This is a genomic window from Halomonas sp. KHS3 (genome assembly GCF_000830495.1).
In the GTDB taxonomy this organism is placed as follows: Bacteria; Pseudomonadota; Gammaproteobacteria; order Pseudomonadales; family Halomonadaceae; genus Vreelandella; species Vreelandella titanicae.
Map to the genome: position 1 here is coordinate 237,506 of NZ_JWHY01000011.1, position 15,624 is coordinate 253,129.

Below are 15,624 nucleotides of genomic sequence, written 5' to 3' on the forward strand. Positions count from 1 at the left end.
TAACCCTGAGCGCTATTGAGCAGCGCCGTTAGGGCCACCGTTTACTTTGGAGCAACGGCGAACATGATGGCGCGCTGGAAATCCCTACCTTTACGGCTTCGTCTATTTCTCTCTTTTGGGACAGTCTTAGCATTCGCGATGCTTTTGGCGCTCTATCTTCAAGCACGTTCACACAGCCAAGCGCGGCTGGATAACCTGCTTAATCAAGAGCTACCGGCACAGGTCAAAGGGCTGGCAGCGCATATAAACCTCAGCCTTAGCCAGGATCTTGCCATTTCCGAAAGCTTGGCCAATAGCTACTTTATTGAGCAGTGGGTTCGCGAAGGCCTACCGGAAGAGCGACAAAACGACATTGCGGCGTATCTAGCGCGTCTTATGGAGCAGTTAGACACCGAGCTGCTGTTTATCGCCGCTCAACACCAGGGTCGGGGCTACTATTTCCAACTGCGCAACGGTGAATTTCTGCAGCGCATTATCCAGCCCCCCGGCAGCGAAGATGACTGGTACTACCACTTTACTGACAGCGACAACGCTTACGAGCTAAATTTAGATAGCGACACCTTCTCACCCGACGATGCCTTTGTGTACGTCAATTATCGCAGCACGGTAAATGCCGCCAACGGTCGACCGCTGGTCGTGGCCGGTGCGGGGCTTGATCTCTCCCAAATGGCCAGTTTGATTGATGACTTTCGCTTAGGCGGTAGCGGACACGCTTCGCTGCTCAGCGCCGAGGGTGAGCTGCTTGTTCGCAGCGGCGAAGCCAAGCGTAGTGATGAATCAGCTCCTACTGTCGCAACAGCCACCGAGGCCTTACCAGAGCAAGCGTCGCAGCGTTTGCTGCAAAACGAGCAGCTACAGGTGCATGAAGCGACCCGTGACGGTCAAGAAGTGTTGGTCAGCACGATCTGGCTCCCCGAGCTGCAGCGCTACCTAATGGTGGAAGTCGATAAAAAGGCGTACCTGGCGTCCACCCACGAGCGCTTCCTGGAGTCCAGCGGTATAGGGCTGCTCATTCTGCTCGTTGGGCTGCTGGTACTCTACCCGCTGACTGGCAGCCTCATCCGCCCGCTGATTGATTTCCAGCGCCAGTTGAAAGACATCACCTACAGCCTGGATCTTTCGCGGCGGGTCAGCACCGATGACAAAGCCGAACTTGGCGACTTAGCCAACCAAACCAACGAGCTCCTTGAGCGCCTCTCCCGCGCTATTGCGGCAGTGGCCAAAAACGCTCAGGCACTAACGCAAGTCGCTGACCGGCTGGCGAAAACCGCCGGGCTTTCCGGTGTGCACGGTAGCGATATCGATCATGAAGCAAGCCAAACCATGGCCGCAGCGGTCGAGGAAATGGCCTCTTCGGTAGCGGAAATAACTTCCACCATGGAAGAACTCTCTACCTCATCAACCCAAATTGCCGATCACTCTCAGTCGGTGGTCGACGTTGCCAATCAGACGCTGGAGCGCAGCCGGAAAGGCAGTTCGGCCATGCAGCTGCTACAGTCAAAAATGCAGGATATCCGTAGCGACAGCGAACAGAGCCTGACAGAGATCATGACGCTGGGGGCGAAATCCAAACAGATCAACAAGGTTATGGAGCTGATCAACACCCTGGCCGCTCAGACCAAGCTGATCGCTTTTAATGCCGCCTTGGAAGCTTCAAGCGCAGGGGAATCGGGCCGCCGCTTTTCGGTTGTCGCCAGTGAGATACGCCGCTTGGCTGACAGCGTGACCGACTCAACCCAAGAGATTGAAGCGCATACCGATGATATTCAGACGGCGATTAATCGCTTGGTGGTGGCCTCTGAAAAAGGTGCCTCCTCAATCGAGCAGGGCGTTGAGGCAAGCATGAGTACCGCCCAGGATCTGGAGGCGCTGCTCAAGGCAGCGAGTCAAACCAGCAGCGCGGCCCAGCAGATATCGCTCTCCACACAGCAGCAAAAAACCGCCAGCAGCCAGGTGGTGATGGCCCTACGCGATATCGATACGGCCAGTTCTCGCAACGCACACTCAGTGCGCAGTATTACCGATATTAGCCAGGACATGATCCATATGTCGGCTGAGCTTAACGCGCTGGTGCAGGAGTTCACCCTAACAAATAAAAATCGCTGATAAGGATACCGGATGAGTGTAATTCGGGTAGTCATTGCCGACGACAGCCAAGTAGCCCGCGACGTGCTACGCGATATCCTCAGCCGGGACGATGATATTGAGATCGTGGGGGAAGCCACTAATGGTCGCGAAGCGGTGGAACTGGCCAAGCGCCTTGCGCCGCAGCTGATCACCATGGATCTCAACATGCCGGTGATGGACGGCTTGTCCGCGATCGAAGAGATCATGTACAGCAAAGGAGTGCCCATTCTGGTAGTCAGCGACCGCTCCGATGCGCAAACGGCTTATCAAGCCCTTGAGGTAGGCGCGTTGGAGGTCATGCCTAAACCCACTCTGGAAGGAGCCGATGCCGAACGCTTGCTGGAGCGTGTACGCCTGCTTTCCGGCGTGGCAGTCATCACTCGTCTACGTCGACGCGGCTTAGCACCTCCCCCCACTCCTCCAATAGCGACGTTTACTGTAACGCCACGGGGGGTGCCGCGTAACTTCCAGCACGTGGTCGCGATCGCCTGCTCAACCGGTGGCCCGCAAGCCTTAGTGCGGGTGCTGCGGAGGCTACCCAGCGGGTTTCCAGCCCCCATTGTGATCGCCCAGCACATCAGTCATGGATTTATTGATGGCATGGCGCAATGGCTGGCATCCCTTTGCACTATGCCGGTTAGCGTGGGCCAAGAGGGCGAACGGCTACGCCCTGGGCATATTTACCTATCACCTTCCGAGCGTGATTTATGCGTATCCTCCCGCCACCGCTTCCAGCTTCAACCCAGTCCTGAATGCTCCCTGTACCACCCCAGTTGCGATGTGCTGCTGCAAAGTGTCGCGGCGGTCTACGGCAGCGATGCGATTGGTATTATTTTGACCGGCATGGGCCGCGATGGAGTGAATGGCATGCGAGCGATACATCGCGCAGGCGGAACCACTTTCGCGCAAGATGAAGCCAGCTCGGTGATTTATGGCATGAATCAGGAAGCCGTCAAAGCAGGCGTCATACAGTATGAATTACCGCTCGATAGCCTTCCGGATCGACTGCTACGCGATGTCCATGGCTGCATGGATAGCCGACCGGAGCCTCTGGCATGAGTGCGTTTGCTCCCTTCAAAGCTCTGGTGCATCAACGCTGCGGTTTACACCTAGATGGCTTGGCCGAAGCCCGGCTATTCCGAGCAGTAGCCAGCTTACAGGCCTCCACGGGGCTAACCGACATCACTCAGCTCCTCAAGCAATTAAGCTGTGACACGGCGCTATTCGATCAATTTGTCAGCCAGTTAACGGTCAACGAAACCTATTTTTTTCGCGAACCTGACGCCCTGGACTGGCTGGTCAACACCTATTTACCGCAACGCCTAACGACAGAGCAGCCGCCGCTCTCTATCTTCAGCGCGGGCTGCTCTTCCGGTGAGGAGCCCTATAGCGTAGCGATGATGCTGTTTGAGCGCTTTGGCGAGCGGGCCAAAGCGCTGTTTACTCTTACCGGCGGCGACCTGGATCACCAGGTTCTCGCCAAGGCACGCCAGGCCGTTTATGGCGGTATGGCGTTTCGCGCCCTCTCCCCCGCCTTCAAAAAGCGTTACTTCAGCCCCCACAAGGGGCGTTACAAGCTTCACGAACCGCTGCGCCAATGGGTAACCTTTCGGCCGTTTAACCTGTTAAACGCCAACGAAGACAGCCCCGTCGGCCCCTTTGATGTAATTCTGTTTCGCAATGTCTCGATCTACTTTGACCAGCAGACGCGGCGCCATATCCATCAGCAACTTAGCCAGTTGCTGGCCCCCAATGGCATTTTACTCTGCGGCGTCACCGAAACCCTGGGTAACGATCTCGGCGTGTTTGAATTGACCGAAGCTCAGGGCGTATTTTACTTTCGCCATGCAGAGCAACCCGCGATAGTGCCAGAGACGCCCCTTCAGCCCTCATTACTTGCGATGGACAACATGGCTGAAGACAGTATTACTGAAGACAGTCTTAGCGTTGCTGAGAGCGCAAATAAACAGCTAGCGTTAGACAACTGCACTGACGTGGCACCCCAGGCGCCACGTCAGCATGCAACGGAAAAAGAGCCAACGGACAGCATTAGCCACCAACTGCACACCGCCCATCGGTTGCTCAACCAAAATGCGTTTGACGACGCCGCTACGCTGCTTGAGGCGCTGCTTGAGCAACAGCCGTGGTCGATCGATGCGCTGGTGCTGGCCGGGTTGGTCGCCCGCTGGCAGCAGCGGCCCCAGCTCGCCTACGAGCATTTTAAGCGGGCCATTTACGTCGCCCCGGAGTGTTGGCCGGCCCATTTCTACTTAGCTGAACTTTATCGCCAAGGCGAACTGGCCGATAAGCCATTACAGCGCAAGCAGCGCTATGCTGCGGTGGTTCGTTTGCTGACCACTGCGCCCACCTCTGATGGAGGGCTAGACACCATCACCCCACCACTACCGCCAGGCGATGCGCGCTTTCTAGCCGAACGTTATTTAGACGCGGTTAACCTAACACTGGCATCAACCAGTACCACCCAGGGAGTGGGTTAATTATGGCGCTGGATATTCGCCGCTTTATACAACGATTTGTGGAAGAGGCAGCCGACCACCTGCCCCGCTTACGAGAAGGAATTAGCGCACTGGAGCAGGGCCATGCTGATCGCGAACAGATCAACGACCTGTTCCGCGCAGCGCATACGCTGAAAGGCTCGTCGCGAATGCTTAAACTGGTGCCGATCACGGCGCTGGCACATAGCACTGAAGAACTGCTCAGCGCTCTGCGCGACGGCACCCTAACCGCAACGCCGAAGGTGACCAGCCTACTCAGCCAGGCGGTGGACGGTCTTTCTGACTTAGTCAGTCGACTCGCCGAAGGAGCGACAGGTAACGACCTACCCGCGGCTGATGAGGCGCTATGTAGCGCCCTGGAAGCGGCTGCCCTCGGTCAGGCCCCACCCCCGCCCATTACTCCCGCTGAGGCGGCGCCATCCTCTGTGCCTGCGCTACCGTCCTCCTCAACACCGCCTTCCTCCGCTGCGCTGGTGGCGGAGAGCGAACTGCGGCTCAGCGATACTGTGCGGGTTCGCTTGGATCGACTGGACGATGTTATTCGTTTGATGGGCGAAGTACTTTCCGGCCATCATCATTTACATACCCTGGTTGACCAAGCCCGTGAGCTAAGCATCACACCTCCTGCCGAACAGCAGGGGCCTTTTCACGCCTTTCACCGTGAGCTGAAAGATAGCGTGTTAAGCCACGATTCGCTGATGAGCGACCTACACGACCGCGCACTGCAAATGCGCATGCTGCCGCTAAGCGTGGTGTTTGATCCACTCGCGCATATGTCCCGGGAATTGGCCCAGTCACTCGGCAAACAGGTCGACTGCCGGGTGCGAGGCAGCGAAATCGAACTTGATCGCCAGATGATTGATCGCCTGTCGGATCCGCTTATTCACCTGCTGCGCAATGCCTTGGATCACGGCTTAGAGCTGCCTGCCGAGCGCCAGGTAGCGGGTAAACCTCCCCGTGGGCAGTTGATTATCGAAGCCTGGCAGGATGCTGGCTGGGTGGTGGTAGAGATGCGTGACGACGGCGCGGGTATTTCGCTTGAAGCGGTACGTCAAAAAGCGCTCGCCAAGCAGTTGGTGAGCGAAGAGCAGCTCCATGCACTGAGCGAACAGGAAACGCTAGAGCTTATATTCCTGCCGGGCTTCTCTACCAAGAGCATGATTACCGACTTTTCTGGCCGCGGTGTGGGCATGGATGTGGTCAAGCGCACCGTGGTGGATGAGCTTAACGGCGACCTGCAGCTTGCCAGCGAACGCGGTAACGGCACCCGCTTTACTCTGCGCCTGCCACTCTCGTTGGCGATGATGCGGGTACTGCTGGTCAGCGTCGGCGGCGTCAACCTAGGGGTAACGGCGCCTTACGTATCAGAGTTGGTAGAGTGCTCATCACAATCATTTATTGATGCTGCGGGTCAGCGCACGCTGATTTTACGCAATGAATTTGTGCCGGTGGTATCGCTAGCCCAACTGCTTGAGCTACCAGAGACGGAGTCCGGTACTGATACCACCCTACTGCTGGTCGTCCACCAGCGGCACCAGAAGCTTGCTCTGATTATTGACTCCCTGATTGATGAACGCGATATGATCATCAAGCCACTGCCCGTACATCTGCGTTATTTACCGCTGGTCTCGGGCATGGTTTCCATGGGACGCAATGCGCTGGTAAGCCTACTCCACGTACCCGCTTTACTGGAAGTCACCCGACACAGTGCCCAACGTGCTAACGAAGAGCGTGCATCCTCCGCTCTCGCGAAACGCATTTTGGTGGTCGACGACTCACTGAATACCCGCGAAATAGAGAAAGATGTACTCGAAGCGTGGGGCTACCACGTTACCCTGGCCGAAAATGGTCGCGACGGATTAGCCAAAGCACTGGCAGAGCCGTTTGATGCCGTACTTACCGATGTTGAAATGCCGGTAATGGATGGCTTTGCGCTGACTGCCCGACTGCGCGAAAATGAGGTTTATCGTTATCGGCCAATTATTATTATCACCTCGCGGGAAAAGGAGGCTGATCGGCGACGCGGTATTGAAGTCGGTGCTGACGCTTATATCGTCAAAGGTAGCTTTGACCAAAACAATTTAGTTGAGACACTCCAGGCCCTACTGGGTTAATCACGAGTGATACTGACACGACGGTTAATGACATAGCCATTAAAGACACAACTACCATGAGGTCATGGAATGCCTATCCTGGTCGTAGACGACGATCCGCTTGCCGGGGAAATGACGGCGGCACTGCTTGAGCATCAGGGCCATGAGACGCTGCTGGCCATTGACGCGATGGAAGCCGTTGAGCAGCTAGATAATCGCAGCGATATCAAGCTGATTATCAGCGATATGCACATGCCCCTCATCAGTGGGGTAGCACTGCTGGCGATGCTGCGCGAGCAGGCTAATCACCTACCGTTTATTTTACTCACCGGAGACACGCCGGACATAACGCTTCAGCAAACACCAGGCCTGGATGCCTGTTTGCGTAAAGATGCCGAGCTGGCATCCAACCTGGAAGCCGCAGTAAAACAGGCGCTTGATGAGTAACCATCGCTAGAGGGAATGGATCACTGATGGAATGGATCGCCGCTTTCGTTCACTTACGTAGGTAGTTTGATGTCTAAGCCCGCCCCTTCGCTGCACGATAAGCTGAACCAGCTGCGTGAGCGTTTTATTGAGCAGCTTCCGTCCCGCTTAGCGCAAACCGCCGAGCTGTGGCAGCAGAGTCGCACGACGAGCGAAGAACAGGCGCGACTCGCGCCAGAGCTGCACCGTTTCTTTCATAGTTTGAAAGGAACCGGGAGGTCGCTGGGATTTGAGCGGCTTGCCCAGCTGGCGGATCAGGCGCAGGAGGCGCTCACTACCTCTCCCGCCCGCGCCGATATCGATACGTTTATCAGTCAATTGCTTCTCCTGATGGGTCACGAGCAGCAGCACCTGCGCTCCCACCAGGGTCAACAGCAAGCGCTGGCGGCCGTAAACAGCTTCGAGCTTTCCAGCCAGGTTGAGCCACTGCGCAATAAGCGCCAGCGGTTAATTTATCTGTGCGACGATGAGCCCGAGCAGGTCGATCAATTAATCCATCACCTACGCTGCTTTGGTCACGAAGTCGTTCAGTTTATCGATACAGACACATTCTTTAACGCTGTGCTCACTCGTCGCCCTGACGCGGTCATCATGGATGTGCAGTTCCCCCAAGGCCAGACGGCAGGCACTGAAACCCTGACCAGCTTGAACAAGCTGACAGGCCAACCGCTTCCTGCCATCGTTTTGTCGGCCCACAGCGACTTTCATTCGCGCCTGAGTGCCGTTCGTGCAGGCTGCGGCGGCTACTTTACCAAACCGGTAAAACCGCTGGATCTGATGCTGGCAGTGGATGAACTGACCGCTCCGGCGGCAGAAGAGCCACTCAAGGTGCTAGTGGTGGATGATGAGCCCGAAGCAGCCGCTTACCACGCTCTGTTGCTTGAAGAGAGCGGAATGCTGACTCATCAGGTTCACCATCCCGCCGATGCGCTCACGGTAATGGAGCGCTTTAGCCCCGATTTACTGTTGGTCGATGTGTATATGCCGGTGTGTTCTGGGGAAGAGCTGGCATCGATTATTCGCCAGCAGCCGGAACACCTGGGTCTACCGATTATCTATCTCTCCAGTGAAACCGACAGCCAAAAGCAGATATCCGCTATGTCTGCGGGGGTTGAAGCCTTTCTCACCAAACCCGTTCAGCCCGAAGAGCTGGTCTCTGCCGTGCAACTGCGCGCCGAACGCCTGCGTCTGCTGCGCTCATTAATGACCCGCGACAGCATGACCGGGCTGTATAACCACAGCACCACCACTGAACTGATCAATAAAAACCTCGCTCAGGCGCACCGTGATAATAGCCAGCACGCCATGGCGATGATCGACATTGATCACTTCAAGCACGTCAACGACACCCACGGTCATTTGGCGGGTGACCAGGTCATTATCACCCTGGCAAGACTATTAAAGAGTCGCCTGCGTCTCTCCGATATTATCGGCCGCTACGGCGGAGAAGAGTTTGTTGTGCTGCTAAAGGGCATTAATGCCGAGAAAGCCGCCACATTGATCGATAGCCTGCGCGAGGATTTTGCACTGATTGATTTTCACACCGGTGAGGTTCGCTTTCGCTGCACCTTCAGTGCAGGCATTAGCAGCTTCCCCGCACAACCTTCTACCGAGCCGCTGCGTTTAAGCGCCGACCAAGCGCTCTACCGCGCCAAACACCAAGGTCGCAATCAGGTAGTGATATCGCCGGAGCTGGCCGATGACCGCTGAATTTCCCCGCAACGGCGAGGCAAATGACCAGCCGCCCGCTACCCAAACCCTTGACGAGGCATTAGCAGCACACGGCGATGCTGAGGCGGTGGTAGATATTGATGAGCCTACCCAACAGCTAGTGCTCTTCCGGCTCAACGGCCAGCCTTTTGCACTACCCGGCAGCGCGGTGAGTGAAATTCTATCCAGCGACCAACCCGTCTATTACGTGCCGGGACTGCCTTCCTCTACCGAAGGTGTGCTGCACCTGCGGGGCACAATCGAGTCCGTCATTAGCCTGCATCGACTACTCGGTTTACCTGCACCGGAAGGTAACAGTAAGGGGATGATTCTGTTAGTGAGCGCGGCAGGGATTACTAGCGGTGTGCGTATTGAACAGCTTGATGATGTGTGCGAGGTCACTCAAAGTATGCTGCAAGCGCCGCCAGAGACGCTTTCCGGCACGTTGCGCCCTTATGTCAGCGCGCTATGGCAGATAGATGAGCAAGAAGCGCTTGCCCTGCTTGACCCAGAGGCGCTCTTCGACGCCTACCAGCAGGGGCTCGGTTAAAGTGCCCTTGCATCGCGGCCATCATGAACAGGCCCAGGTTGCCTTGGTGCTGTTTTGCGTAGGGCCTTACCGTACCGCCTTGGAAGCGCGCCATGTGCTGGCCATGACCGATCACCCCACGGCACCGCGCACTGCCAATGCTCAAACGTTGCTTTATGAAGGTGGTGACCATGGCTCCCCACCTAACCGCTGGCTCACCCTACGCGACGCTCAAGCAGCCAGCGACAACAACAGCACTTGGCAACTGGGCGTGAGCGGTGACATAACGCTTCAGCAACTGCCTGCCAACACCCTCTACCCGCTGCCTAAACTGCTGCTTTCCCGCCGATTTTCCACGGCGCTATGCGGGTTAACCTTCGTCCAGCAACAGCTAGTACTGCTACTGGATGCCCGCAAGCTTAATCCTTAGCTTTCTCAGCCCCTGCTCTTAGCCAGCCAACCACAAACAGCTAATGGCATCGCCCTCGGCTATGTCGCTATTGGCCGGAATCACTGCAAAAGCATCGGCGTTAATACAGGATGAAAGCACCCCGGAATTCTGATCCTCAAAGGCCGTCGCCGTCACCCCGCTTGGCGTGAACTCAAGCGTTACACGCATATAGTGCTCACGTGGGCCGGTGAAGGTAGCAAACCCCGCTTTCGCGGTCACCGCTGGCAGCGATGTTAGCGCTGGACAACCAAGCATTGCGCCCAGTAAGGGACGCAAAAACAACCAGGCACCAACAAACCCCGAGACCGGATTGCCTGGCAAACCGACAAACCGCACCTGGCTGCCGTCATCGCGAGGCAAACGACCCAGTGCCAGCGGCTTACCGGGGCGGATCGCCAGCTTCCACATATCGAGCTGGCCAATCGCTTCCAGCGCAGCTTTGACATGATCCTCTTCGCCGACGCTGACGCCGCCAGTGGTGACCACCAGGTCTGCCTCAGCAGCGGCGGCCGTTAACAGTGCCACAGTGCGGGCATAGTCATCCGGAACACTAACGGTACTCACCACCTCGGCGCCAAAGTTCTCTAACAGGCGCCTAAGCATCGGCCGGTTTGAGTTGTAAAGCTGCCCCGGCTTTAGTGGCGTACCCGGATCAATAATCTCATCGCCCGTCGAAAGCAGCGCCACACAGGGGCGCCGGCGCACGCTGACCTGAGTAATCCCCTGACCTGCCAAGTGGCCAAGGGCCGCTGCTTCGAGCCGCTCACCAGCGTCTAACAGTACGCTGCCCTGGCGCACGTCACGCCCTTGGCGGCGGACATTATCACCTGCGGGAATATCCGCAGGCATCAGCGCACGATCACCGTCAACTTGTACGCGCTCCTGCATCACCACGCAGTCGGCACCGGGAGGAATCTCACCGCCGGTAAAAATACGTGCGCAGCTTCCTGGCGCAAGCGCTTTCGCCTGTGTGCCGGCGGCAATGCGTTGACTCACCGGCAGCCACTGCCCCGCATCAGCAGCGCGCAAGGCGTAGCCATCCATCGCGCTATTATCGAAGGGTGGTACATCCAGCTGTGCGGTGACGGCTTGGGCCAACACACGCCCGGCAGCGGCTTCCAGCGGAACACTCTCGACGCCTATTACGCTGACGTCTGCCAGTAGCGCCTCAAGCGCGGCTGATATCGGCTGCAAGTCACTCATGCTGACCTCGGCCAGGGATGACCAGGTTGGCGAGCATGAACCGGGTATTATGAAGTGATGGCATAGTCGTCTCTAAAACAGAAAAATCGGAGTCGTTAACCCCAACGAGTAGATTACCGATGTAGATAGAATGCCACGATCAACGGTCAGAAACAGCCCGTAGTGGTTACATCTAGCTAGACGACTAGTCAGTTTTATATAAGCTGGCTAAGGCGTTACTGTCGCACCTCGTTGAGAATTTCTTCTGCTACATCGACCCTTACCTTACCAAGCTTCACCAACGCGTCGGCTATTTTCTCAATCTCGTCACCAACCGCACCTGCCATGACCGCAATATTTTTCGCATGGAGTGCCATATGCCCCTTTTGGATGCCAGTCGTCGCTAGTGCTTTGAGTGCAGCGAAGTTCTGAGCCAAACCGACTGCAGCAATAGTGCAGGCAAGCCGTTCGGCAGTCGTTATGTTCATTATATCCAGCGCAATACGCGCTGTAGGGTGAGAGCGCGTGGCTCCACCAATCAAGCCTACCGCCAAAGGCATTTCAATAGTGCCGGTCAGGTTTCCGTCAGCATCGGCTTCCCATCGTGTTAATGAGCTGTACTGTCCTGTACGGGCAGCATAAGCATGGGCTCCCGCCTCTACGGCCCGACAATCATTTCCAGTTGCCAGTACCACAGCACTTACCCCATTCATGATGCCTTTGTTATGCGTGGCTGCGCGATAAGGGTCAATATCGGCGAAGTCATAGGCGGCCAATATGCCATCACGAACCTCTGCACCACCAATTTCGTCCAAAGCCCAAGTAGCCCGTGCTCTCGCTAACCGACGATCCGCCAAGTTGGACAAAATACGCAGATAGGTCTTCCCTCCCGTCCATTTTGCAATATGGGGGGCTACGGCTTCCGCCATGGAATTCACTGCGTTAGCGCCCATTGCATCACGAGTATCGACAATCAGATGGGTGACCACCATTGGCCCAGTGCGTCCTTTCAGAACACGCACCTCCATATCACGGAACCCGCCGCCGTGTTTAAGCAAGACCGGATCTGTTTCATCACATATCAACTGAACGTCCGACTTATGCTCTAGTATCTGCAAACGAGCGAATTCAGGATTCGGAACACCCAGCAACTGAACCTGGGCAATCATGTGAGAATTCGACATGCCTGTCTTAAAACCACCGGTCGAGCGGCACTGACGGGCTGCGTTACAGACAGCGGCTACCACCGAAGACTCCTCTGTCGCCATGGGCACTAGGACATCATGCCCATCTACCAGCATATTGGTCGCCACACCCAAAGGAATGTTCATGGTACCAATGACATTCTCGATCATGGAGTCGGCTGTGGCTGAATCCAGGTTGCCGGTGTTGCCCAGGTGCCTGACAACATCCTCGCTCAACCCAGTGACTTCCACTACCTTTTGTAGCCGCTCTTCAGGTGACATTTTGTGCAACCCTGGAATACGAGAAGTCGTTGTAGTCATTGTTTTTATCTCCTTTTTTAAGAGCGTACTTTCTGTGAAAGTTGTTCAGGCAGCCAAGTAACGATTTCGGGAAAAAGCATAAATAAAATTAATGCAATGAGCTGCAAAACCAAGAAGGGTACGATGGCCCGGTATACAGTTCCCATACCAATATCAGGTGGCAGTACTCCCTTTATGTAAAAAAGCGTGTAGCCAAAAGGCGGGGTGATATAACCCATCTGAGCAGTAATAAGGAAAAGCACTCCGAACCAGACCGGATCAAATTGAAAGGCGTTTATGATAGGTAAGAAGACAGGCACACATAAAAGGATGATGCCAATTTCATCCAGGAATAACCCAAGGAAGACTAAAACCAGCATCATGGAAAGCAGTACTAACCAGCGATTCATTTCAAGGTCTTGAATGAATTGTAGAAGCGAGTCCGCCCCGCCAGTGCCGGTGAAGATGGATACAAATACCTTCGCCCCAATCGTGATCCACATAATCATAGTGGTCACACGCAAGGTATCCATAGATGCAGCAGATAAGTTTTTAAATGTCAGCTGCTTCTGAAAGGCCGCTGAAATCAACGCCCCAACAACACCCACTGCTGCTGCCTCGGTGGGCGTGGCAATACCTGCATAGATACTACCCAGCACGGATAAAACAATCAGTACTGGTAGTATCAGAGCTTTAAGAGAACTCAACATCTCCCCTAGGTTTGTCTTTTCTCCAGACTGCCGAGGAGCTAGGTTTGGCTGGATAATTGCTCTCAGAATAATATAAAAAATATACAGTCCTGCCAGTATTATTCCTGGAACAATACCGGCAGCAAACATTTTGCCAACTGATATCTGGGCAGTAGAAGCATATACAATAGTAATAATTGAGGGAGGGATCAGAATGCCTAATGTGCCTCCTGCACAGATTGTTCCCAGTGCTAATCGCTGGTCATAACCGCGCTGCAGCATAGATGGCAATGCGAGGATGCCCATTGCCGCAACAGCCGCCCCAACAATGCCGGTCATCGCCGCCATCACCGTACAGATCGCCACTGTACCGACGGCCAATCCTCCCGGCAAACGTCGGAACCAGAGCTCCATTGCACGATATAACGCTTCAATAATACCTGAGCGCTGAAGCACGCTTGCCATCAGCACATAGAGTGGGATAGCCAGCAAGATATCTGATGTCATTGCATCAAAGGTTTGGAGAACAGTCAGCACTAGTGCATCAGCTCCCCACAGTATGACTGTGAATAAAATTGCCAAAAATGCCAGTACAAATGCTAAAGGCATCCCGCTGAGCAACAATACCAACAGTGAGACAAACATCATTGAAAGGACAAGAGTAGAATTCATGCTTTCACCTCTTGGCCTTGAATACGCTTAACTGCCCAAATAATTTCAGCCAGCGCTTGCATGAGAAGCAATAAAAAAGCGATCGGAATAAGCGCTTTCACCGGCCAGACGGGGGGATTCCAAGAGGTAAATGAAGTTTCACCACTTGCATAGGCATTCAGCGCTATAGGTAGGCTCTGGTCTATAAAAATCACCGTTACTACAACAATCAGCGCATATGTTAGACAGTCTACTAAGCCTGCCAACTTAAACGGCAGTTTACGGTAAAGTATGTCAACATTGACGTGTCCAGCAGTATGTAGAATATAAGGGCCAGCCAGTAAGAAGTAAGGGCCAAATAATAGTGTCGCAAGCTCCATAGCCCAGGTAGTGGGTGCATTGAAAAAATAGCGGGACACTACTTCGTAGCTGATGACGGCCACCATAATGAAGACAAAAGCCGATACAACCGTGGCCACCCAACGGTTAAGAGCCGTTATAAGGCGGCAGTAGCCAAGAAGAACAGCCATAATTGAACCTCGATGGGAAGGCAATCCGGCCTATTACCGGATTGCCAGCGCGCGGAACCGTAAGGTAGGAACTCAGTCAATCAAGCCAAGTTCTTGCATGAATTCGATTTGGCTATTAAGAATTTCGTTAGCCAATTCGTCATCTCCAGCCGCTCTCCTCCATGCATTCATCGCGGTCGGGCGCCCTTCTGCAATGAGATCGGGGCTCAAATGGGTGATCTGTACGCCTTGCGCTTCGAACTCTTCGAGAGCAACAGTATCCTGGGCAAGGATGTGCTGCCGTAAAGAAGACGAAATCTCACGGGCAGCCACTTCCAAGGCCGCTTTGTAAGAGTCAGGTAAACTATCGTAAGCCGCTTGGTTCGCTACATAACTGGTAGCTGTCGTGGGTTGGTGAAAGCCAGGTACAGCTATATATCCGGCCACTTCTCCCAAGCCTGCTTCAAAATTAGCGGTCAGGTCGCCGCGATCGGCAAGATCAATGACCCCTTTTTCAAGTGCTTGATACACCTCTGCCGTAGGCAATCCTGTCGTAGACACACCAAATTCGCTCATCACCGTGCTGGCCAAGCCAACGAAACGGCCTTTTTTGCCATCCAGATCATCCAGAGATTCGATAGGAAATTTAGAATGGATGGGTTCTTGCCCATAAACCGTAGGTGCAATGTAGTAGAGACCAGCTGACGCATAGGCCTGACGAGCCAGCTCAATTCCCCCTTTCTCATAGAACCAAGCTTCGTACTGGTCAGACTCAGGAAAACCAAACGGTACTGTGCTGGTGAACGCGAAAGCAGGTATAGAACCTGCTTCATAGCCGTCAAATGTCTTCATCATCTGGAAGGCACCTGCACGTACAGCTTCAAATGCTTGGGCCGCTGGCACTAATTGTCCACCGGCAAACAATCGAATTTCAAACTTCCCATCAGTTAATTCGGACACCCGCTCTACAAATTTTTCTTCGTATTCATAGGGCGTCGTCCCCGCATCCCAAAGCGCCTGCATTCGCCAGTTTACGCTGGGCAGATCCTCGGCAATAGCAATAGAAGGAGCCACACAGGCTGTCACAGTGGACACAGCTGCGACCGTTTTTAAAAAGAACCAGCTTTTATTTATGGTTGTTAAGTTCACGATGTTCTCCATGGTGAATGGCAGTGCTATTAGCGCGAACTAGAGACC

The 15,624-nt window shown here is 54.7% G+C and carries 13 protein-coding genes; 8 read left to right on the plus strand and 5 right to left on the minus strand.

What is annotated here, in order from left to right; genetic code table 11:
- Positions 1 to 63 precede the first annotated feature (63 nt).
- From RO22_RS21165 to RO22_RS21200, 8 genes are all read left to right on the plus strand, one after another.
- Positions 64 to 2,106 (plus strand): methyl-accepting chemotaxis protein, encoded by a 2,043-nt coding sequence (locus RO22_RS21165; protein WP_027957010.1) that lies wholly within the window; start codon positions 64 to 66, stop codon positions 2,104 to 2,106.
- Positions 2,107 to 2,118: 12 nt separating this feature from the next.
- On the plus strand, positions 2,119 to 3,186 hold the full coding sequence (gene cheB / locus RO22_RS21170) for a chemotaxis-specific protein-glutamate methyltransferase CheB (RefSeq protein ID WP_041159339.1): 1,068 nt from the start codon (positions 2,119 to 2,121) through the stop codon (positions 3,184 to 3,186).
- The gene (locus RO22_RS21175) at positions 3,183 to 4,625 is read left to right on the plus strand and encodes a CheR family methyltransferase (RefSeq protein ID WP_041159340.1); all 1,443 of its coding nucleotides are present in this window, start codon (positions 3,183 to 3,185) and stop codon (positions 4,623 to 4,625) included. Before cheB ends, RO22_RS21175 begins: the two co-directional genes overlap by 4 nt.
- 2 nt (positions 4,626 to 4,627) lie before the next feature.
- Complete coding sequence (locus tag RO22_RS21180; protein ID WP_041159341.1) at positions 4,628 to 6,757, plus strand: response regulator; 2,130 nt, start codon at positions 4,628 to 4,630, stop codon at positions 6,755 to 6,757.
- Between the two features lie 69 nt (positions 6,758 to 6,826).
- Complete coding sequence (locus tag RO22_RS21185) at positions 6,827 to 7,183, plus strand: response regulator (RefSeq protein ID WP_027957013.1); 357 nt, start codon at positions 6,827 to 6,829, stop codon at positions 7,181 to 7,183.
- Positions 7,184 to 7,252: 69 nt separating this feature from the next.
- The gene (locus tag RO22_RS21190; protein ID WP_027957014.1) at positions 7,253 to 8,932 is read left to right on the plus strand and encodes a diguanylate cyclase; all 1,680 of its coding nucleotides are present in this window, start codon (positions 7,253 to 7,255) and stop codon (positions 8,930 to 8,932) included.
- Complete coding sequence (locus tag RO22_RS21195) at positions 8,922 to 9,482, plus strand: chemotaxis protein CheW (RefSeq protein ID WP_041159342.1); 561 nt, start codon at positions 8,922 to 8,924, stop codon at positions 9,480 to 9,482. Before RO22_RS21190 ends, RO22_RS21195 begins: the two co-directional genes overlap by 11 nt.
- Position 9,483: 1 nt before the next feature.
- Positions 9,484 to 9,891, plus strand: coding sequence for a hypothetical protein (locus tag RO22_RS21200; protein ID WP_027957015.1), 408 nt, complete (start codon positions 9,484 to 9,486; stop codon positions 9,889 to 9,891).
- Positions 9,892 to 9,909: 18 nt separating this feature from the next.
- Here the strand turns inward: RO22_RS21200 and glp are convergent, their stop codons facing one another.
- The 5 genes from glp to dctP all read right to left on the minus strand — a co-directional run bounded on the left by glp (position 9,910) and on the right by dctP (position 15,576).
- The gene (glp, locus tag RO22_RS21205; RefSeq protein ID WP_041159343.1) at positions 9,910 to 11,115 is read right to left on the minus strand and encodes a gephyrin-like molybdotransferase Glp; all 1,206 of its coding nucleotides are present in this window, start codon (positions 11,113 to 11,115) and stop codon (positions 9,910 to 9,912) included.
- 215 nt (positions 11,116 to 11,330) lie between these two features.
- Positions 11,331 to 12,608: a hydroxymethylglutaryl-CoA reductase, degradative gene (locus tag RO22_RS21210; protein WP_268747830.1), complete on the minus strand. Its 1,278-nt coding sequence runs from the start codon at positions 12,606 to 12,608 to the stop codon at positions 11,331 to 11,333.
- 8 nt (positions 12,609 to 12,616) lie between these two features.
- Positions 12,617 to 13,939, minus strand: coding sequence for a TRAP transporter large permease subunit (locus tag RO22_RS21215; protein WP_041159345.1), 1,323 nt, complete (start codon positions 13,937 to 13,939; stop codon positions 12,617 to 12,619).
- On the minus strand, positions 13,936 to 14,448 hold the full coding sequence (locus tag RO22_RS21220; RefSeq protein WP_027957017.1) for a TRAP transporter small permease subunit: 513 nt from the start codon (positions 14,446 to 14,448) through the stop codon (positions 13,936 to 13,938). The genes RO22_RS21215 and RO22_RS21220 overlap by 4 nt, the downstream gene beginning before the upstream one ends.
- 72 nt (positions 14,449 to 14,520) lie before the next feature.
- Positions 14,521 to 15,576 (minus strand): TRAP transporter substrate-binding protein DctP, encoded by a 1,056-nt coding sequence (gene dctP / locus RO22_RS21225; protein WP_022521837.1) that lies wholly within the window; start codon positions 15,574 to 15,576, stop codon positions 14,521 to 14,523.
- Between the last annotated feature and the right edge of the window lie 48 nt (positions 15,577 to 15,624).